This is a genomic window from Nocardioides convexus, from assembly GCF_011090295.1.
In genome coordinates, this window is the sequence record NZ_JAAMYA010000001.1 from 2,664,264 (window position 1) to 2,681,975 (window position 17,712).

Below are 17,712 nucleotides of genomic sequence, written 5' to 3' on the forward strand. Positions count from 1 at the left end.
GAGTCTGTTGTCGTCGGCCTTCTTGTCGTCGTCACCGGTGAGGGCACGGACGCCGAAGAAGCCGCCGACGCCGATCAGCAGCAGCACGAGCACGGCCGCGATCACGATGCCGACGGTCTTGCCGCTGCCGCCGCCCCCACCGGGCTGCGGGGCCGGGCTCCACTGCGGCTGGCCGTAGCCGCCGGCCGGCGGCGGTGCGACGGGCGGGACGGCGCCGTACGGCTGCTGCGGGGCCCGGGGGTACGACGGCGGGCCCGGCTGCTGCGAGGGCTGCTGCGGCTGCTGCGGCGCGCTGCCCCCGGCGGCGTGCTCGTCGTCATCTGGCTCCACGCCTGTCCGTCCCAGTACCGGTAGGTGTCCGGGGCGCCAGCGGGGTCGGGGTACCAGCCTGCGTTCGTCACGGCCCTAGTCTGCCGCACGCGGCGCCAGGAAGCCCTCGGCCACGAGACTCGACGAGCTCGGGGAGGTACACCTCGCGCAGGCTGGCAGGATCGCGCTCCAGCAGGCTGGCCGACCGCGTCCAGGAGCGGACCGACGGCGAGGTCACCGTCGCAGGCGCCGACCACGGCGGCCGTGACCGTGTCGACCTGCCGGGCGCGGCGGAAGCCGCGCTGCTGGCGCAGCACGATCGCCGACGGGTCCTCGGCGCCGACGGGGCCGGAGGTCTCCTGGACGACGTCCTCGCGCAGCACCAGGTGCGTCTCCGGGCCGACCGAGCCGGCCGCGATCGCGGCCTCCGCCCACCCGGAGATCGCCGGCGCGATGGGCTGCTCGACGTCGTAGGGCCACTCCAGGAGGTCGCGCGTGCGCCCGCCCGTGCGGTGCAGGTTGATCCACCCGAAGCCGATCCCGCCGACCCGCTGCTCCTCCAGCCAGGAGAGCCAGGTGTCGTAGCGCTGGGCGTACGCCGCGGGGTCGCCGCCGGTCGCCGGGTGGTGACCCGCGTCCTTGAGCCACAGGCTCGACGTACGACGCGGGGTCGAGCACCTCGCGCTGCACCACCAGCGCGTCGCACTCCTCGGGGAGCCAGCCCGCGAGCCGCTCGTCCCACGGCTGGTCGCGGTCGATCACCCAGTTGGCGAGGACCTGGCACCAGCCGCCCTCGTTGAGGTGGCGCGGCGCGGTCCGGACGATGTGCTCGACGACCTGGTCGCCGGGCAGCCCGGAGTCGCGGTAGACCAGGCGCTCCCCCGTCGCCGGGGAGATCACGAACGGCGGGTTGGTGGCGATCAGGTCGAAGGTCTGCCCCGCCACGGGCGCGAAGAAGGAGCCGTCGCGGACCTCGACCTTGTCGTCCACGTCGTTCAGGGCCACGTTGAAGCGGGCGATCGCGAGCGCGCGCTGGTTGACGTCCGTCGCCACCACCCGGTCGCTGTGGGTCGCCAGGTGCAGCGCCTGGACGCCGCAGCCCGTGCCGAGGTCGAGCGCCGACTCCACGTCCTGGCGCAGGGTGAGACTGGGCCAGGCTGGACGAGGCCGGGCTGATCCCCAGCACGTAGTCGCCGGTCACCCGGGTGGCCACCCCGTTCAGCCCGGGGGTGAGGTCGCTGACCACCCACAGGTCGCCCTCCTCGGTCGCATAGGGGCGCACGTCGAGCCGCGCCGCCACCTCGCCGACGCTCTGGACCAGGGCCCCCGCGTTGACCAGCCGGTCGACCAGACCCGGCAGCGCGCGCTCGGCGTCGGCGGCCGGGACCGCGGCCTGGAGCAGGAAGAGCCGGGTCAGCGTGGCGAGCGGTCCGCCTTCCGTCGTACGACGAAGGCCGGGAGTGGTCTCGTTGCGGGACAGCGCCTGGTGGCCCTCCGGGCCGAGCAGGTCGCTGACGGCGTCGTAGGTGAAGTCGGCGTCGAGGAGGGCTTCGCGGAGCGGGGCGGCGAGGGCGACGGGCAGCACGGGACCACGCTAGGACACGTCCTCGACGCCGTCCTGGACGGGATGTCACCGTCTCCGCCATTCCGCGTACAGGACGGGCATCGCCGTGTCACGGTATGCCGTCCGCCGGGCAGACCGGCGTCCTACGAACTCGGAGACCTCATGCGCCTCAAGCCTGCTCATGGCCGCCCTGGCCGTCGCCCTGATGGGCCTCGTCGCACCCGCCGGCACGGCGACCGCCGCGCCCGGCACTGCCGTCGTCGACGCCGTCTCGATCGCTCACGCCCGGCCCTGCACGAAGACGAGCAGCGGGAAGTGCATCCGCGGCGGACAGTTCTGCCCGAAGGCGAAGTACGGCAAGAGCGGGTGGGACGCCAAGGGCCGCCGGTACGTCTGCAAGGGCAACCGCTCGCACCCGCACTGGATGCGGCCCTGAGCATCGCTCAGCCGATGCCGGCCGCGCGGGTGATCCCGCGGCCGGCCACCACCGTGCGGAAGCGCGTGGACGGGCGGGCGCCGTACTCGATCGTGGTGGCGATGCCCCGGTAGCGCTGGTTGTACCAGCCGGTCATCGTCGGTGAGACCGTCCCGGTGGGGTTGCCGACGCCGAAGTACCGCAGCGGCAGTCCGAGGTTGCGCGCCAGCCGCCGCTCCCACGCGATGCCTGGGCCGCTGCGGCCCACGCCGTGCAGCGGCTGGTGGATCGAGGCGACGTAGTTCGGCCGCGCACCGGCCAGGAAGCGCATCAGGGCTCGCGTCTCCGGCTCGCTGGCGGCCCGCGGTCCGCCGTAGTACCGGCTGCCCTTCGGGGTGCGCCGCCAGCCGCTCGTGGGCCAGTTGCGGTTGAGGTCGACGCCGCGGGCGTTGCTCCGCCGGTGGCGGGCCGCGCCGTCGGGGTTGATCGAGGGGATCACCCAGACCCCCGTGCCGGCCGGCGGGCGGACGTTCTGGCGGATCCAGGCGACCGTGCTGCGCCCGGCGCCCTCGTCGCCGTGCATCTGGCCGAGCACGAGGAGCACCCGGGTGGCCCCCGGATCACCGCGGTAGTACGCGCGGATCACGCGACCCTGCACGGAGCGGCCGATCACGACCGTCCGCTGCACGGAGGGCGCCGTGGCGGGCCGGGCCGGCGCGGACGCGGACCTGCCGGGTGCGCCGGGCGCCGCGCCGGCGGTGACCGCGAGGGTCACCGCCAGCGCGACGAGCAGCGTCGCGACGCGACGCAGCACGCTAGGCGGACTCCGCCGGGGCCGGTGCCGGCGCATCGTCACCGATCACCGACGAGCGCTGCTTGGAGATGAACACGGCGGCGAAGATCCCGGCGGCCGCCGCGAGGGCGATCAGGATCCGCACGACGTCGTTCTGGCTGTCGCCGTACGACAGGCTGACGATCGCGCCGACGATGAGCAGCGAGACCAGGTTCATCACCTTGAGCAGCGGGTTGATGGCCGGACCGGCGGTGTCCTTGAACGGGTCGCCGACGGTGTCACCGATGACGGTCGCCTCGTGGGCCGGGGAGCCCTTGCCGCCGTGGTTGCCGTCCTCGACGAGCTTCTTGGCGTTGTCCCAGGCACCGCCGGCGTTGGCGAGGAAGACCGCCATCAGCGTGCCGGTCGCGATCGCGCCGACCAGGAAGCCCGCGAGCGGCCCCACCCCGAGGCCGAAGCCCACCGCGATCGGGCTGAGGATCGCCAGGATGCCCGGCGTGGCCAGGCTCGCGCAGCGAGTCGCGGGTGACGATGTCGACCACGCGGCCGTACTCCGGTCGCGCCGTGCCCTCCATGATCCCGGGGATGTCGCGGAACTGGCGGCGTACCTCCATCACCACGGCGCCTGCCGCACGGCCGACGGCGTTGATCGCCAGGCCGGAGAAGAGGAAGACCACGCCCGCGCCGAGCAGGGTGCCGACGATCGCCTTGGCGTCGAAGACGAGGAACACCAGGCCGAAGGCCCCGCGATCGGCGTCGGAGACGCCCTCGGTGTCGAGCAGGGACTCCACCGCCGACTGGGTGTACGACGCGAAGAGCGCGCTCGCGGCGAGGACCGCCGTCGCGATCGCGATGCCCTTGGTGATCGCCTTGGTGGTGTTGCCGACGGCGTCGGAACTCGGTGAGGATCCGCGCCCCCTCCTCGCTGACGTCGCCGGACATCTCGGCGATGCCCTGGGCGTTGTCGGAGACCGGGCCGAAGGTGTCCATCGCGACGATGACGCCGACCGTGGTCAGCAGGCCGCAGCCCGCGAGCGCCACCGCGAAGAGCGCCAGGGCGGTCGAGCCGCCCGCCAGCAGGGCCGCCCCGAACACGGCCGCACCGATCACGATCGCGGTGTAGACCGCCGACTCGAAGCCCACCGAGAGGCCGGACAGGATGACCGTGGCCGCGCCGGTGAGCGAGGTCCGGCCGACGTCCTTGACCGGCCGGTGGTCGGTGCCGGTGAAGTAGCCCGTCAGGGCGAGGATCGCCGCTGCCAGCACGATGCCGATCACGACCGCACCGGCGGCGAAGGTCGCCGGGCCGACCGACGGCAGGTCGCCGCTGGCCAGGTCGCCGAGGCCGACGCCGGCGCCGTTGAGGTCGGCCCAGTCGCTCGGCAGGTAGACGAACGCCGCGATGGCACTCGCCACCGCGCCGACCGCCGCGGAGAGGTAGAACGACCGGTTGATGGTCGTCAGTCCGCTCTCCCCGGCCCGCGGGCGGGTGAGGTAGACGCCCGCGATGGCCGACAGCGCGCCGATCGCCGGGACGATGAGCGGGAACACCAGCCCCTTGTCGCCGAACGCCTGCGAGCCGAGGATCAGCGCCGCGACGAGCGTGACGGCGTACGACTCGAAGAGGTCGGCGGCCATGCCGGCACAGTCACCGACGTTGTCGCCCACGTTGTCCGCGATCGTCGCGGCGTTGCGCGGGTCGTCCTCGGGGATGTTCTGCTCGACCTTGCCGACCAGGTCGGCACCGACGTCGGCGGCCTTGGTGAAGATGCCGCCCCCCACACGCATGAACATCGCGAGCAGAGCCGCACCGAACCCGAAGCCCTCCAGCACCTTCGGCGAGGCGTCCTGGAACACGATCACCACGACGCTCGCGCCCAGCAGGCCCAGGCCCACCGTCGCCATGCCGACGACGGCACCCGTGCGGAAGCCGATGTTCATCGCCGGGTCCCGGCCCTGCTCGTTGGCGGCCGCCGCCACCCGCAGGTTCGCCCGCACCGCGAGCGACATCCCCAGGTAGCCGATCGCGCCGGAGAAGCACGCCCCGATCACGAAGAAGACGGAGCGGAAGATCCGCACCGCCCACTCCGACTGCAGGCCGCTCGCGCCGTCAGCGGTGTGTGCCGGCAGCGCCAGCAGCACCACGAACGCGATCGCCGCGAAGACCGTCAGCGTGCGGAACTGACGGGTGAGGTACGCACTCGCGCCCTCCTGCACCGCCTGGGCGATGCGCTGCATGTTGGGCGTGCCCTCACCCGCCCGGAGCACCTCTGATCTGAACAGGGTCGCCATGGCGAGGGAGCCGAGGGCGATGGCAGCAACGACGATCACGAGGGCGAGGTCGCCCCCCGAGACTTCGATGTCGGCGAGCAACGGACGGGGCATGCGAGTGCCTCCTGGAGGAGTTCAGGTGCGGGTGAGGACCCAGGTCTGAGTTCGTGGGCCGGAGTCTACGCAGACTGTGACCTGGAGCACACGGAGGTTGTGACGCGAGTCACAGTCGAGTTCGGGCGCGCTGCGCGCGATCGCAGCGCCGCGAAGCGTGAAACGCAGGGAGCACCGCCGGCGCGGCGCAGGCCGTCGGCAGCGTGGCGCAGGCCGTCGGCAGCGCGGCGCAGGCCGTCGGCAGCGCGGCGCAGGCCGTCGGCCGTCGGCAGCGCGGGACGAAGCCGGCCCGGAGCCGGAGGGAGCGAGGAACGAGCGACCGCAGGCGCAGGGAGGCGCCGTCCCGCGCGCCGACAGTCTTGCCGCCGGGCGGAGGTCACCACCTACGCAGGACAACTGCGAGCGCGGCAGCGCGGCAAGCGAAGCGCCGACGCGCTCGCGCCATCAGGCCAGCGCGGTCTCCGGGCTGTCGTGGATGACGAAGACCTTCGCCAGGCCGGTGATCTTGAAGATCTTGAGCAGCCGGTCGGCGTTGCAGACCAGCTCCAGCGAGCCGTCGTGGGCGCGCACCTTCTTGAGGCCGCCGACCAGCACACCGAGGCCCGTGGAGTCGAGGAACTCGACGCCCTGCATGTCGATGACCAGGTCGTAGGTGCCCCCGGCGACGAGACTCGGTAATCGTGTCGCGCAGCCTTCGGGGCGGTGTAGACGTCGATCTCTCCACCCACGGCAACGACGGTGCGACCACCGACCTCGCGCGTCGACAGTGTCAGATTCAACGACCTCACCCCGGGATGGCTCACCTACAAAGGAATGGTCTCAATCAAACCATGCCCTTCCCTGCCGCGCACGAAGACTGCTGTCAAGGCATCACCAGATGCGGTGTCGGCGACATGTCGGCGACATTGTGTCGGGGGTGGTTGAGACAATCGGGACATGACCGCCGAGCCCCGTCCGACGCTGCCGATCCCGCCCGCGCGGCGCGACCCGGCCGCGGTCCTGGGCCGGCTCACCGCCCTGCCCGACCGGGCCAGCCGGCTGACCCATCTCGAGCAGCCTGCCGGCGCGGCCCGCGGTCACCGCCGACTGGCCAGCCTGGACCGATCCGACCCTGCTGGCGTCGTACCGGTCGCGGGGGGTGGGGCTGCCCTGGGCGCACCAGGTGGCGGTCGCGGAGGCGGCGCACCGTGGGGAACACGTCGTGGTCGCGACCGGCACGGCGTCCGGCAAGTCGCTCGCGTACCTCCTGCCGACGCTCTCGACGATCCGCGCAGCGCGCGGGCCGCGCGGGCAGCGGGGCGCCTCCGTGCTCTACCTCGCGCCGACGAAGGCGCTCGCGCACGACCAGTGGGCGGCGATCCGGGCGCTCGGGCTCGACGTGCGGACCTCCACGCACGACGGCGACAGCACGACCGAGGAGCGGGAGTGGACCCGCGACCACGCGGAGTACGTGCTGACCAACCCCGACATGCTGCACCGCTCGCTGCTGCCCGGCCACGAGCGGTGGACCCAGTTCTTCCGGTCGCTGCGCTATGTCGTCGTCGACGAGTGCCACCACTACCGCGGCGTGTTCGGTGCCCACGTCGCCCAGGTGATGCGGCGCCTGCGGCGGGTGTGCGCGTCCTACGGGTCGTCGCCGACGTTCATCCTCGCCTCCGCCACGGTCGCCGAGCCGGACCTGACCGCGCGGCGGATGACGGGGCTCGACGTCACCACGGTGACCGCCGACGGCTCGCCACGGGGTGAGGTCGCGGTGGCGATGTGGGAGCCGCCCCTCACGTCGTACACCGGGGAGAACGGCGCCCCCGTACGGCGCCGGGCGACGGCCGAGACCGCCGACCTGCTCGCCGACCTCGTCGTCGACGACGTCCGCACGCTGGCCTTCGTGCGCTCCCGGCAGGGGGTGGAGACCGTCGCCCGGAGGGCGGGCGAAGCTGGTCGCCGAGGTCGACCCCGCCCTCGCGGGGCGGGTGGACTCCTACCGCGGCGGCTACCTGCCCGAGGAGCGCCGTGCCCTGGAGCAGTCGCTGCGCAGCGGGCGCCTGCTCGGCATGGCGGCCACGAACGCGCTCGAGTCTCGGCATCGACGTCAGCGGCCTGGACGCGGTGCTGGTGACGGGCTACCCCGGCACCCGGGCCGCCTTCTGGCAGCAGGTCGGCCGGGCGGGGCGCGACGGCGGCGGGGCGCTCGGCATGTTCGTCGCCCGCGACGACCCGCTCGACACCTACCTCGTGCACCATCCGGAGGCGCTGCTGGGCCGGCCGGTCGAGGGCACGGTGTTCGACACCGACAACCCGTACGTGCTCGGTCCGCACCTGTGCGCCGCGGCGCAGGAGCCTGCCGGTCACGGTGGCCGACCTCGACCTCTTCGGTCCGCGCACCCGGGAGGTGCTCGGCTCCCCTGGTCGAGCGCGGGATGCTGCGGCGCCGACCAGCGGGCTGGTTCTGGACGGATCGCTCGCGCGCGTGCGACCTCGCCGACATCCGCTCGGCCGGCGGGCAGCAGGTCTCCCTCGTCGAGGCCGGAACCGGGCGGGTCGTCGGCACCGTCGACGGCGCGCGGGCCCACGGCACCGCGCACACCGGCGCCGTGTACCTGCACCGCGGCGAGACCTGGCTAGTCGACGAGACTCGACCTCGAGGAGCACGTCGCGACCCTGCACCGCGCCGACGTCGACCACACCACCTCGGCCCGCGACGTCACCGACATCGCCATCGTCGCCGAGGCCGAGCACGTCGACTGGGGGCCTTGCCGGGTCTCCTTCGGGCAGGTCGAGGTGACGAGCCAGGTGACGTCGTACCTGCGCCGGAGGGCCCGGACCGGCGAGGTCATCGACGAGACGCCGCTCGACCTGCCGCCGCGCACGCTGGCCACGAGTGCCGTGTGGTGGACCGTGCCGGACGGTGTGCTCGCCCCGATGCTCGCCGCGGCCGGGCTCGAGGTGAGCGACCTGCCGGGCGCGGCCCACGCCGCCGAGCACTGCTCGATCGGCCTGCTGCCGCTGTTCGCGACGTGCGACCGCTGGGACATCGGCGGCGTCTCGACCGCACGCCACCCCGACACCGGCATCCTGACCGTCTTCGTCCACGACGGGCACCCGGGCGGGGCGGGCTTCGCGGAGCGGGGCTACCGCACCGCGGCGGCGTGGCTGCGGGCCACCCGCGCGACCATCGCCGCCTGCGAGTGCGCGACCGGCTGCCCCTCGTGCATCCAGTCACCGAAGTGCGGCAACGGCAACGACCCGCTCGACAAGCGCGGCGCGGTCGCGCTGCTCGACGCACTGCTCTCCCGCGCGCCGGACGCCGAGATGGCCTAATCTGCCGACATGCTGCTCCTCGGACTGGTCGTCCTCCTCCTCGGTGTCATCGCGCTGATCGCCAGCCTTCTTCGGGGCGAGCGTCGACTACAAGCACCGCTCGACCGAGATCCTGAACTGGGACGTCTCGCCGGGCACGCTCGTCCTCTGGGGTGCCGTCTCCACCCTGCTGATCGCGCTGGGGCTGTGGATGATGAAGGCCGGCGCCAAGCAGGGCTGGAAGCGCCGCAAGGAGCAGAAGCGGCTCACCGAGTCTCTCCGCGAAGGCTCGACGAGGTGGAGCTCGAGCGCCGGCGCGACGACCACGGCCGCAACGACGACGACAACGTCTGAGCCGCGCGGCCGGGCCTGAGCCGAGCGGCCGGGGCCGGTCACGGAGCCGGGTCGTCGGGCCCGGCGCGTGCCTCGGCGAGCAGGTCCTGGTCCTGGCCCAGCCAGTGCGGGCCTGAGACGGAGACCTCGACCCGGACGTCCTCGCCGTGCACCGTGCACGCGGTGAGGGTGGCGCTGTTGGCGGTGGCGACCTCGGTCGCCGTGCGGCAGGGGTCGCGCCCGGAGCGCTCGGCGAGGTCCGTCGCACCTGCCAGGGCAGCGAGGTCGGCGGCCGCCTGGGCCGTCCGGTGAGCGACCACCAGCGCACCGACGACCCCGGCAGCGGCGCCGATGAGCATCAGCAGGCCCGCCATGGCGACGACGAGGACCGTGGCCGCCCCGCGTGCGACCGCGGCACGATGCCCGGTCACGGACCGGCTCCGGCGCCGCGATCGGCGCCCTCCTCGACGAGCGCGACCGCCTCGGCGTCGAGCTCCGCTCCGGGGAGCGACGCCAGGAGCCCACCAGGACCGGCCATCCGGCCGGTGGCTCGCACGTGAACCTCGCGACCGGAACTGCTGAAGGAGATCCGTACGCCGGAGGGCGCCACCCTCTCGCCCGCCTCCACCGCCGCCGCCGGGTCGTCGCCGCGGGCCAGGGCACGCGCCGTCTCGCGCGCGGCGTCGACCGTGCGCGTCTGACCGATCGCGACGGCGACGAGCCAGGCGAGCCCTGCGGTCACGGCGAGCAGGAGCGGGAGACCGACGGCCAGGCTCGGCGGTGACGGCACCCCGCTCGCCTCGACGAGTCCGGCAGCCGGCCCTCATCGCAGTCCCAGCAGGCGGAGCACGTGGTCGAAGAGGGTCTTGATGAGCCTGGGTGCCGAGTCCGCCGCTGAGCAGCCTTGTAGAGCAGTCCGGCGAAGCCGGCGCCGGCGGCTGTGGCGACGGCGTACTCGGCGGTGGTGACGCCGCGCTCGTCGCGGCGGCGTCCGTCGGACCGGAGGCGGCGGACGGTCGAGCGGAACATGGGATCTCCCTTCGTGGTGGCCACGGGTGCGGCCGGTGGAGGGGTCAGCGTGGGCGGGAGAGGTGAATCGGCGGGTGGGAGCGGGGGTCGCCTGTGGAGGAGGAGGCGCGATCCACAGGCGAGGGCCGCAGAGGTGGACGGTCCTGGTGGTTGCGGGGCTAGTGGGTGATCGTGGCGGCGAGGGAGACGGCCAGCGGGACGATGCCGAGGACGAGGAACGACGGCAGCAGGCACAGGCCGAGCGGGACGGCGGCACGAACGCCGACGGCGCGGGCTCGGTCCTCGACCTCGGCGCGCGCGTGGCGGGCCAGGCTCCGTTCCGAGCCGCTCGACCGCGGCCACGATCGGTGCGCCGGTGCGCTGGGCGCGGGCGAGGGTACGGCCGAGCGAGGCGAGCTCGGCGTCCGCACCGAGGCCGGACCAGATCGCGGTCGGGTCCCCGCCGAGCCGGAGCCGCGCGGCGACCGGGACCAGCCGGTCAGACGCCGCGCCCGGCAGCGCCCGGCAGACCAGGCTCGACCGCCTCGGCCGGAGCGACGCCGGAGCGGAGGGCGGCAGCGAGGAGGGTGACGACGTGGGGGAGGTCGCGTCGCACCTGCTCACGACGACGTCGCACGGCGGGCGGCTCGATCCGTCCGGCGACGCCACCGACCACGACGCCGGTCACGAGACCCGCCGGGAGGGCGAGCGGACCACCGACGAGCGCGGCCGCACCGGCGCCGGCGAGGGCGGCCCAGAGCCAACGCCCGCGCCGCAGGAGTCCGTCGCGGGCGGGGGCAGGCATCGGCGCCGGCCGGTGGGCGGTGGAGGGCGTGGTCGCCGGGACGAGGAGCGCCGTGGCGGTCGTGGCGAGCAGCACGGCGAGGAAGACGGCCATCAGGCGTCCCGGTCGATGGCGGTGGCGAGGGCGTCGACCCAGGCGAGGCCGGCGTAGCCGAGGCCGAGGCCGGTGACGAGGCAGACCAGTCCGGCCGCAGACCCGAGGAGGAAGGCCCACGGTGAGGCTCCGGCACCCGCACCCATGGCCAGCGCAACCACCGGGAGCCCGGCCAGGAGGCGAGCGGTGGCGCGAGCCGAGGCGAGTCTCACCGGCCACGATCCGGTGCGTCTGCTCGGCGGCGCGGAGGTCGTCCGCGACCCGACCGAGGGCGTCGGCAAGACCGTGACCGGTGCGGTGGGCGACCAGCCACGCCGCGGCGACGATCCGCAGCGAGGCGGCGCCGGGGACGGCCGCCAGGTCGCGGAAGGCGTTGGTCACGTCGCCCCCGGTGGCGGCGGCGCGAGCGGCCGGACCGACGAGTGGCCAGTCCTCGGCTGCGCGGCCGAGGGCCTGCTCGGCGCTCTGGCCCGCGGCGAGTCTCGGCCTGCAGCGCGTCGCACAGGCTCGACGACCCGCGCGCGGTGCCGCCCGGCGGTCTGCGCCTCCCGAGCCCGCCGGAGCATCCGCAGCGCGCCGGCGGCGAGACCCAGGACGACGAGTCCGAGCGCGACCTGCTGCACGGAGGCGACCGCCAGGACCCCGGGCAGCAGGGCGAGCAGGAGCACGGAACGGCGGCGGGGTGGTCCCGGCAGGTGCGCGGGTGCGGGGAGGAGCAGAGCGAACGCGAGCGCGGCCGACGTACCGGCCAGCAGGGCGCTCACGAGCGGTCCCGGTCGAGGAGGTCGAGCAGCCGGCCGCTGCCGGGCCCCTCGGACAGGTCACCGTCGGCGAGGAAGGTGGCGGCGGGCTCGGTGCGCACCTCGCCGGTGCGGTCGCGGACGAGGACGGCGATCTCGCCGAGCCGGCGGCGTCCCGAGCCACGGTCGCGGACCACGTGCAGCACCACGTCGACGGCCGAGGCCAGCCTGGCTGTGCACGGCGGCGCGGCCGAGGCCGGCGGTGAGGGCGAGCGCCTCCACCCGGGCCGGTACGTCGGACGCGGAGTTCGCGTGCAGGGTCCCGCACCCGCCTTCGTGACCGGTGTTCAGCGCGGCCAGCAGGTCCACGACCGCGGCGTCGCGGACCTCCCCCACCACCAGCCGGTCCGGGCGCATCCGCAGCGCCTGACGCACCAGGTCGCACAGGACCACGGCGCCGGCTCCCTCGAGGTTCGCGGGACGCGCCTCCAGGCCGATCACCTGGGGATGGTCGGGACGGAGCTCGGCGGCGTCCTCCACCACGACGACCCGCTCGGCCGGGTCGACGACACCGAGGAGTGCGGCGAGCAGGGTCGTCTTGCCCGAGCCGGTGCCACCGGAGACCAGGAAGGCCAGCCGCTCGGCGACGACCCGCGCGAGCAGGCTCGTGACCGGCGTCGGTCAGCGCACCGGCAGCGCGCAGCCCCGCGAGGGAGAAGCCACCGCGGCGCGGGACGCGCAGCGAGATGGCGGTGCCGGGCTGGGCGATCGGGGCGAGCACGGCGTGGCAGCGGGTCCCGCCGGGCAGCCGGACGTCGGCCCAGGGCGCGGCGTCGTCGATCCGGCGGCCACCGCTGGCGACCGGGCGCTGGGCGAGCCGGCGGCACTCCTCCTCCGAGCCGATCACCACCGCCGACGCCTCCAGGCCGCGGCCCCGATCGATCCGGACCGGCCCGGGCCCGTTGACGAGGACGTCGGTGACGCCGGGCAGTGCGAGCAGAGGCTCGAGCGGGCCGGCGCCGGCGATCTCGCGCCGCAGGCCCTCGTAGACGGCGAGGACGGTCGCATCGCCCACGGGACGGCCCGCCGCGCGCAGGGCGTCGGCGACGCGGTGCGGGGTGAGGGCGCCGGGCTCGGCGGCGAGCCGGCGTCGTACCTCCTCGACGAGACCCGGGACCGGCGCGTCGGCACTCATGCGACGACCTGCTGGTCGGCTTCGGGCCCCACCGTGTCGCCCAGGACCTGTGCGGCGGCGCGCGCCAGGGGCCCGCGGGTGCTGCGCAGCGGACCCAGACCGAGGTCGACGGCCTCGGCCAGCCCGCGCTGGTCCCGCATCTGCACCAGGACGGGCAGACCGACCGCGCGGCGGACCTCGTCGGGATCGAAGGCCTCACCGCGCAGCACCACGGCGACATCCGGGTGACCGGCGAAGCGCGCCCGCATCCGGGCCGCACCGGCGACGCCGACGACGCTCGCGACGGTGACCACGAGCAGCAGGTCGCAGCGCGCGGCGAGACTCGTCGACGAGGGCATCGGGCGAGCGCGGAAGGTCCACCACGACGACGGCGTGACCGCGGCGAGCCGCCGAGAGCGCCTCGCGGGCGGCGAAGGCCTGCAGCGTGGGGACCCGCCCGTCGACGTACCAGGACAGCACGCCGAGGGCGCCGCTGCGTGGCAGTGCCTCCCGCAGGGCACGTGCCGACAGCCGGCCCGTCGTCTGGCACAGCGCGTCCCAGCGGAAGCCGTCGCGGCGCTCGACGCCGAGCATCCGGTCCAGGCCGGGACCCTGCGGGTCGCAGTCGATGACCACGGCATCGCCCGAGCGGGCGGCCCACTGGCCGAGGGCGCAGGCGAAGGTGGTGGCTCCGGCGCCGCCGCTTCCGCCGATCACGCCGATCACGCGGGCGCGACCGGGCTGGCGCTCGGTGAGGTCGGCGAGCAGACTCGACCAGCCAGGGCTCCGCGCCGGGCAGCTCGACGACCTGCTCGGCTCCCAGGCGCAACGCGGTCCGGAAGAGCCTCGTGCGGGGCACGCTCGCCGGTCACGACGAAGCAACGCGGTCGCGCCTCGGGCACGACGCGCAGCATCTCCTCGGCCAGGTCGGCACCGACGAGGACGACCGGCGCCACGGGCCACGACCGCAGCGCGGTCAGCGGGTCGCGGGCGACGGAGGGGGCGACGTCGGCCGCGGCGGCGAGCGGCAGCAGGGCCGCGAGCAGGTCGTCATCGGCAGTCACCACCAGGACAGGCACGTCCGCCGGGCCGGCGGCGCGCCGGCGGGCGGGGATCGGGTTTCGGGACATGCCGACCTTCTCGCCCACCCCCGACGCGACCACGCCCACGACCCGCGCGGGTGTGGATGACCCGTACCGGAATCGCCCCTGTGGAGGGGAGATGGACGTTTCCGCAACGGGTGACACCTACGATGAGCCCATGGCCCGACCGGGTGCGGCGCCGACCGCGGCGTTCTTCGACCTCGACAAGACGATCATCGCCAAGTCGAGCGTGCTCGCGTTCAGCAAGCCGTTCCAGGCCGGCGGCCTCATCTCGCGCCGGGCGGTGCTGCGCTCGGCGTACGCCCAGTTCGTCTTCATGATCGGCGGCGCCGACCACGACCAGGTCGAGAAGATGCGCCAGTTCATGTCGCAGCCTGTGCGCCGGCTGGGAGGTCGCGACGGTCCGCGAGATCGTCGCCGACACCCTCCACAACGTCGTCGACCCCCTCGTGTACGACGAGGCGGTGCGCCTCATCGACGAGCACCACGCCGCCGGGCGCGACGTCGTCATCGTCTCCACCTCCGGCAGCGAGGTCGTCGAGCCGATCGGCCGGATGCTCGGCGCGGACCGGGTGGTCGCGACCCGGCTCAAGGCCGAGGACGGCCGCTACACCGGCGAGATCGAGTACTACGCCTACGCCGAGGAGAAGGCGAACGCGATCCGTCTGCTCGCGCAGAGCGAGGGCTACGACCTCGCGAACAAGCTATGCGTACTCCGACTCGGTGACCGACGTGCCGATGCTGGAGGCGGTCGGCTTCCCGCACGCGGTCAACCCGGACCGCGAGTCTGCGCAAGGCCGCGGCCGCCCGCGGCTGGCCGGTGCTGGTCTTCAACCGGCCGGTCGAGTCTGCAGTCGCGCCTGCACCTGCCGCCGCCGAAGCCGACGCTCGCCGCACTGGCGGTCGGCGGGGTGGTCGCGGTGGGTGCGGCGGTCTGGATCGGCGCCCGGCGCCGCCCGGCCTGACGCCTGCTCCCAACCGCCCAGCGTTCCCCGGATCGGGTGGAAAGACAAGCCTTGAAGGTGGCCCCGGGTGGGCGTACAAAGGACATCAAGAACTCAAGAGCAACACGTGATCCCGGTACCCACGCGGCGATCCACCCTTCCTAACAGGGCGCTGGCCTACCGGAACACTTCCGGGGCAGCAGTTGAGTGTGCACGCCTGGTAGCCATGGTTCACGTGTCAGCGGTGGCACCCGAGACGATCAAAGGCTCGGGTGCCACCTGCATGTCCGGGTGCCTCAGCCGTTGAGCGGGCTCGCCTCGGCCGCCGCGGCGTACGCCTCGGTCGCGTAGATCAGCCACGCGTGCATGCCGGCCGGGCCGCCGGTGGCCCAGCCGCGGAGGTTGGACTCGTACTCCCGCCGCAGCGCCAGGTGCGCCGCCTCCGGTACGACGAGCGACTTCTCGTCCACGCCCTTGACCGCGAGCAGCAGCCGCTCGGCCGCGCGGGCCACGATGCCGTTGTGCGACCCGAAGGGCGCGGCGGTCACCAGACTCGGCGTGCACGACTGCCGCGACCGCGAGCGCGGGCGCGGAGGTGCGCGCGGTGGCGAACTCGGCGATCCCGCGCAGCCTGGAGGCCGCCTCGCCGTCGCGCGGCCGGCCGAGCAGACTCGTCGGGCAGCGTGCCCCGGGCGGCGAGGGTGTGCAGTCGGGCGAAGGCCTGCAGCGGTTGACGGCGCAGCACCGGGACCAGCGAGAGCAGGCTCGGTCGAGACGCGGACCGCGTCGGCCGCGATCTCGTCGCCACCGCCGTTGCGGACCTCGTTCAGCGCGGAGGCGGATCCCTCCAGCACCGCACTGGCGTGGGCGCCGCGCAGGAGCGACTCCCCGGTCAGGCTCGGGCCCGGTACGACGCAGGCCGCGGTCGCGGAGCAGCACGTCGATGCCGTCGCGGGCGGCGGTGAAGCCCGACGGCGCGCCTTCGAGGGAGACCAGCCAGGCATGGGGATCGCTCACGGAGGAAGCCTAGGACCCGCTCGCGGCGGCGACGCAGGCGTGCCTGCGTGATCGAGCCCGCTCCCCGCCGTACCCTCGCCCTGATGGCTACCGACGACACCACCCCGACCCCGGCCGCGCTCTCCTTCGGCGCCGTGGCCGAGGCCTACGACCGCGGCCGCCCCGGCTACCCGCGCGAGGCCGTGGCGTGGTTGACGGGCGAGCAGCCGCTGACGGTGCTCGAGCCTGGGCGCCGGGACCGGCAAAGCTCACCGAGCACCTGGTCGCGCTGGGCCACGACGTGCACGCCACCGACCCGGACCCGCGGATGCTCGACCGGCTCGGGTTGCGGCTCCCGGAGCAGCGGGTGTCGCAGACGTCCGCGGAGGAGATCCCGGCGGCGGACGCGACGTACGACCTGGTGGTGGCGGGCGAGGCGTTCGAGTACTTCGACGCCGAGAAGGCGCTGCCGGAGATCGCGCGCGTGCTCAAGCGCGGCGGGACCTTCGCGATCATCGCGAACCTGCGCGACGAGCGGATCCCGTGGGTCAAGCGGCTCGGCAACATCATCGGCCACCACACCGCGGGCGCCGGCCTGGACGAGGCGATCGAGGCCTCGCCCTACTTCGGCCCGGCCGAGGACGCCTCCTTCAAGCAGTGGCAGGTCATCAACCGCGACTCGGTGCAGGACCTGGTCCGCTCGCTGCCCGGGGTCGCCGGCCTCGAGCGCACCGCGCAGGAGTCGCGGCTGCGCGAGGTGCTGGCGTTCTACGACGACTTCGGCCGCGGCATGGACGGCATGCAGGCTGCCTTACGTCACCGAGTGCTTCCGGGCGGTCGTCGGCATCCAGCCCAAGACCGCGCGGCCCGAGCCGGCCGTCGTCCCGGTCACCGACAGCCCGGACGAGCCGGTCGGCGAGGACACCGTCCCGATCGGTGCGAGCAACGTCCCGCCCGCCGTCGAGCCGCCGGCCGACGACGACACCGGGATGCTGCTGATCGACTTCCGCTGAGTCCTGCCGCCAGGATGGGGCCATGGCGGGCGGACGACTGTGGCGACGGGGGAACCTCGGGAGCGACGCCGACCGCGCGGCCTTCCGCGCCCTGCACCAGGCCTCCCTCGCGGCGCCGGCCCTGCGCGAGGGACTGACGACCACCAGCGCGGAGCGGGCGATCCGGCACCTGCGCACACTGCTCGGTACGCCGGCCCTCGCCATCACCGACACCGAGTCGGTGCTCGCCTGGGACGGGATCGGCGGCCACCACGCCGACCAGGCGGCGGTCGTGGGCCTGCTCGCGATCGACAAGGGCAGCACCCGCACGGTGGCTCGCGACCAGACTCGGCTGCACGGTCGGCGGCTGCCCGGTGCGCACCGGCGTGGTGAGCCCGCTCGTCGTGGAGGGCCGGGTGCTCGGGACGGTGCAAGCGTTCTCGCCGACGCCGACCGCCGGCCTGGTGCGGGCGACCGAGGAGGTCGCGGAGTGGGTGTCGGGGCAGCCTGGAGCTCGCCGAGCCTGGACGCCCACCGCAACCGGATGATCGAGGCCGAGGTGCGCGCGCTGCGGGCCCAGATCAGCCCGCACTTCGTCTACAACTCGCTCAACGCGATCGCCAGGCTTCGTGCGCACCGACCCGGACCGGGCACGCGAGCTCCTGCTGGAGTTCGCCGACTTCACCCGGTACTCCTTCCGCCGGCACGGTGAGTACACGACGCTCGCCGAGGAGCCTGAACTCCATCGAGCGCTACCTGCT

Annotated in this window: 25 protein-coding genes and 5 pseudogenes; 9 read left to right on the forward strand and 21 right to left on the reverse strand. The window is 74.2% G+C overall.

Annotated features, from left to right (window positions below; all coding sequences use genetic code 11):
* Positions 1-101: 101 nt before the first annotated feature.
* Genes G5V59_RS20040 through G5V59_RS20055 form a run of 4 tightly spaced genes read right to left on the reverse strand, consistent with a single transcriptional unit; the run spans position 102 to position 1,943 of the window.
* On the reverse strand, positions 102-419 hold the full coding sequence (locus G5V59_RS20040; protein ID WP_341351269.1) for a DUF2510 domain-containing protein: 318 nt from the start codon (positions 417-419) through the stop codon (positions 102-104).
* Positions 398-547 (reverse strand): hypothetical protein, encoded by a 150-nt coding sequence (locus G5V59_RS20045; RefSeq protein ID WP_278260322.1) that lies wholly within the window; start codon positions 545-547, stop codon positions 398-400. Before G5V59_RS20045 ends, G5V59_RS20040 begins: the two co-directional genes overlap by 22 nt.
* Entirely contained in the window at positions 544-1,392 is an 849-nt protein-coding gene (locus G5V59_RS20050) for a methyltransferase (RefSeq protein ID WP_278259959.1), read from the reverse strand. Before G5V59_RS20050 ends, G5V59_RS20045 begins: the two co-directional genes overlap by 4 nt.
* Entirely contained in the window at positions 1,305-1,943 is a 639-nt protein-coding gene (locus G5V59_RS20055) for a hypothetical protein (protein ID WP_278257618.1), read from the reverse strand. Before G5V59_RS20055 ends, G5V59_RS20050 begins: the two co-directional genes overlap by 88 nt.
* Before the next feature lie 111 nt (positions 1,944-2,054).
* Here G5V59_RS20055 and G5V59_RS20060 point away from each other — a divergent pair, with 111 nt between their 5' ends.
* Positions 2,055-2,309: a hypothetical protein gene (locus G5V59_RS20060; RefSeq protein WP_278257619.1), complete on the forward strand. Its 255-nt coding sequence runs from the start codon at positions 2,055-2,057 to the stop codon at positions 2,307-2,309.
* A gap of 7 nt (positions 2,310-2,316) precedes the next feature.
* On the opposite strand, the gene G5V59_RS20065 is transcribed toward G5V59_RS20060, so the two are convergent.
* The 6 genes and pseudogenes from G5V59_RS20065 to G5V59_RS37230 form a co-directional block, all read right to left on the reverse strand.
* Positions 2,317-3,102, reverse strand: coding sequence for a DUF2817 domain-containing protein (locus G5V59_RS20065; protein ID WP_278257620.1), 786 nt, complete (start codon positions 3,100-3,102; stop codon positions 2,317-2,319).
* Position 3,103: 1 nt separating this feature from the next.
* Complete coding sequence (locus tag G5V59_RS20070; RefSeq protein WP_278257621.1) at positions 3,104-3,544, reverse strand: sodium/proton-translocating pyrophosphatase; 441 nt, start codon at positions 3,542-3,544, stop codon at positions 3,104-3,106.
* A gap of 103 nt (positions 3,545-3,647) precedes the next feature.
* Positions 3,648-3,947 (reverse strand): annotated as a pseudogene (locus tag G5V59_RS20075) (sodium/proton-translocating pyrophosphatase); the annotation flags it as partial.
* A gap of 100 nt (positions 3,948-4,047) precedes the next feature.
* A pseudogene (locus G5V59_RS20080) lies at positions 4,048-5,466 on the reverse strand (sodium/proton-translocating pyrophosphatase); the annotation flags it as partial.
* A 444-nt stretch (positions 5,467-5,910) separates the two neighbouring features.
* A pseudogene (locus G5V59_RS20085) lies at positions 5,911-6,162 on the reverse strand (STAS domain-containing protein); the annotation flags it as partial.
* Positions 6,163-6,336: 174 nt separating this feature from the next.
* Positions 6,337-6,684, reverse strand: coding sequence for a hypothetical protein (locus G5V59_RS37230; RefSeq protein ID WP_341350989.1), 348 nt, complete (start codon positions 6,682-6,684; stop codon positions 6,337-6,339).
* On the opposite strand from G5V59_RS37230, the gene G5V59_RS37235 reads away from it, so the two are divergent.
* The 4 genes from G5V59_RS37235 to G5V59_RS20095 all read left to right on the forward strand — a co-directional run bounded on the left by G5V59_RS37235 (position 6,668) and on the right by G5V59_RS20095 (position 9,117).
* Positions 6,668-7,582, forward strand: coding sequence for a DEAD/DEAH box helicase (locus G5V59_RS37235; RefSeq protein ID WP_341350990.1), 915 nt, complete (start codon positions 6,668-6,670; stop codon positions 7,580-7,582). The two genes, G5V59_RS37230 and G5V59_RS37235, sit on opposite strands and share 17 nt — an antisense overlap.
* On the forward strand, positions 7,573-8,088 hold the full coding sequence (locus G5V59_RS37240; protein ID WP_341350991.1) for a hypothetical protein: 516 nt from the start codon (positions 7,573-7,575) through the stop codon (positions 8,086-8,088). The genes G5V59_RS37235 and G5V59_RS37240 overlap by 10 nt, the downstream gene beginning before the upstream one ends.
* Positions 8,089-8,244: 156 nt before the next feature.
* Complete coding sequence (locus G5V59_RS37245; protein WP_341350992.1) at positions 8,245-8,784, forward strand: Zn-binding domain-containing protein; 540 nt, start codon at positions 8,245-8,247, stop codon at positions 8,782-8,784.
* Between the two features lie 9 nt (positions 8,785-8,793).
* Positions 8,794-9,117 carry a hypothetical protein gene (locus G5V59_RS20095; protein WP_278257622.1) on the forward strand — a complete coding sequence of 108 codons (324 nt, stop codon included), beginning with the start codon at positions 8,794-8,796 and terminating at the stop codon, positions 9,115-9,117.
* A gap of 38 nt (positions 9,118-9,155) precedes the next feature.
* Here the strand turns inward: G5V59_RS20095 and G5V59_RS20100 are convergent, their stop codons facing one another.
* From G5V59_RS20100 to G5V59_RS20145, 10 genes and pseudogenes are all read right to left on the reverse strand, one after another.
* On the reverse strand, positions 9,156-9,527 hold the full coding sequence (locus G5V59_RS20100) for an Rv3654c family TadE-like protein (protein WP_278257623.1): 372 nt from the start codon (positions 9,525-9,527) through the stop codon (positions 9,156-9,158).
* Positions 9,524-9,838: a TadE family type IV pilus minor pilin gene (locus G5V59_RS20105; protein WP_278257624.1), complete on the reverse strand. Its 315-nt coding sequence runs from the start codon at positions 9,836-9,838 to the stop codon at positions 9,524-9,526. The genes G5V59_RS20100 and G5V59_RS20105 overlap by 4 nt, the downstream gene beginning before the upstream one ends.
* Positions 9,835-10,125: a DUF4244 domain-containing protein gene (locus G5V59_RS20110; protein ID WP_278257625.1), complete on the reverse strand. Its 291-nt coding sequence runs from the start codon at positions 10,123-10,125 to the stop codon at positions 9,835-9,837. Before G5V59_RS20110 ends, G5V59_RS20105 begins: the two co-directional genes overlap by 4 nt.
* Positions 10,126-10,283: 158 nt before the next feature.
* A complete protein-coding gene (locus tag G5V59_RS20115) occupies positions 10,284-10,535 on the reverse strand; it encodes a hypothetical protein (RefSeq protein ID WP_278257626.1) in 252 nt (83 codons plus the stop codon).
* Positions 10,536-10,603: 68 nt separating this feature from the next.
* Positions 10,604-11,383 (reverse strand): hypothetical protein, encoded by a 780-nt coding sequence (locus G5V59_RS20120; protein WP_278257627.1) that lies wholly within the window; start codon positions 11,381-11,383, stop codon positions 10,604-10,606.
* The gene (locus tag G5V59_RS20125; protein WP_278257628.1) at positions 11,380-11,766 is read right to left on the reverse strand and encodes a hypothetical protein; all 387 of its coding nucleotides are present in this window, start codon (positions 11,764-11,766) and stop codon (positions 11,380-11,382) included. The genes G5V59_RS20120 and G5V59_RS20125 overlap by 4 nt, the downstream gene beginning before the upstream one ends.
* Positions 11,763-12,937, reverse strand: a pseudogene (locus G5V59_RS20130) (TadA family conjugal transfer-associated ATPase). The gene G5V59_RS20125 and the pseudogene G5V59_RS20130 overlap by 4 nt, the downstream one beginning before the upstream one ends.
* A complete protein-coding gene (locus G5V59_RS20135; RefSeq protein ID WP_278257629.1) occupies positions 12,934-13,146 on the reverse strand; it encodes a hypothetical protein in 213 nt (70 codons plus the stop codon). The pseudogene G5V59_RS20130 and the gene G5V59_RS20135 overlap by 4 nt, the downstream one beginning before the upstream one ends.
* Positions 13,133-13,633, reverse strand: a complete 501-nt coding sequence (locus G5V59_RS20140; RefSeq protein ID WP_278257630.1) for a hypothetical protein — start codon at positions 13,631-13,633, stop codon at positions 13,133-13,135. The genes G5V59_RS20135 and G5V59_RS20140 overlap by 14 nt, the downstream gene beginning before the upstream one ends.
* A gap of 5 nt (positions 13,634-13,638) precedes the next feature.
* On the reverse strand, positions 13,639-14,085 hold the full coding sequence (locus G5V59_RS20145; protein WP_278257631.1) for a hypothetical protein: 447 nt from the start codon (positions 14,083-14,085) through the stop codon (positions 13,639-13,641).
* A gap of 308 nt (positions 14,086-14,393) precedes the next feature.
* On the opposite strand from G5V59_RS20145, the pseudogene G5V59_RS37250 reads away from it, so the two are divergent.
* Together G5V59_RS37250 and G5V59_RS37255 are read left to right on the forward strand one after the other, a co-directional pair.
* Positions 14,394-14,699: pseudogene (locus G5V59_RS37250) on the forward strand (haloacid dehalogenase-like hydrolase); the annotation flags it as partial.
* A 43-nt stretch (positions 14,700-14,742) separates the two neighbouring features.
* Positions 14,743-15,039, forward strand: coding sequence for a hypothetical protein (locus G5V59_RS37255; protein WP_341350993.1), 297 nt, complete (start codon positions 14,743-14,745; stop codon positions 15,037-15,039).
* Between the two features lie 220 nt (positions 15,040-15,259).
* Here the strand turns inward: G5V59_RS37255 and G5V59_RS20155 are convergent, their stop codons facing one another.
* Complete coding sequence (locus G5V59_RS20155) at positions 15,260-15,967, reverse strand: oxidoreductase (RefSeq protein ID WP_278257632.1); 708 nt, start codon at positions 15,965-15,967, stop codon at positions 15,260-15,262.
* Between the two features lie 200 nt (positions 15,968-16,167).
* Between G5V59_RS20155 and G5V59_RS20160 the strand changes: the two genes are divergently transcribed.
* Together G5V59_RS20160 and G5V59_RS20165 are read left to right on the forward strand one after the other, a co-directional pair.
* Positions 16,168-17,109, forward strand: coding sequence for a class I SAM-dependent methyltransferase (locus G5V59_RS20160; RefSeq protein ID WP_278257633.1), 942 nt, complete (start codon positions 16,168-16,170; stop codon positions 17,107-17,109).
* Complete coding sequence (locus tag G5V59_RS20165; RefSeq protein WP_278257634.1) at positions 16,995-17,663, forward strand: sensor histidine kinase; 669 nt, start codon at positions 16,995-16,997, stop codon at positions 17,661-17,663. Before G5V59_RS20160 ends, G5V59_RS20165 begins: the two co-directional genes overlap by 115 nt.
* Positions 17,664-17,712: the final 49 nt, after the last annotated feature.

What these genes read in the sequence shown, in the direction of transcription:
- G5V59_RS20060 (WP_278257619.1), top strand. Translation starts at nt 2,055, where the DNA reads ATGGCCGCCCTGGCCGTCGCCCTGATGGGCCTCGTCGCACCCGCCGGC.
- G5V59_RS20095 (WP_278257622.1), top strand. Translation starts at nt 8,794, where the DNA reads ATGCTGCTCCTCGGACTGGTCGTCCTCCTCCTCGGTGTCATCGCGCTG.
- G5V59_RS20110 (WP_278257625.1), bottom strand. Translation starts at nt 10,125, where the DNA reads ATGTTCCGCTCGACCGTCCGCCGCCTCCGGTCCGACGGACGCCGCCGC.
- G5V59_RS20155 (WP_278257632.1), bottom strand. Translation starts at nt 15,967, where the DNA reads ATGCCTGGCTGGTCTCCCTCGAAGGCGCGCCGTCGGGCTTCACCGCCG.
- G5V59_RS20165 (WP_278257634.1), top strand. Translation starts at nt 16,995, where the DNA reads ATGGCGGGCGGACGACTGTGGCGACGGGGGAACCTCGGGAGCGACGCC.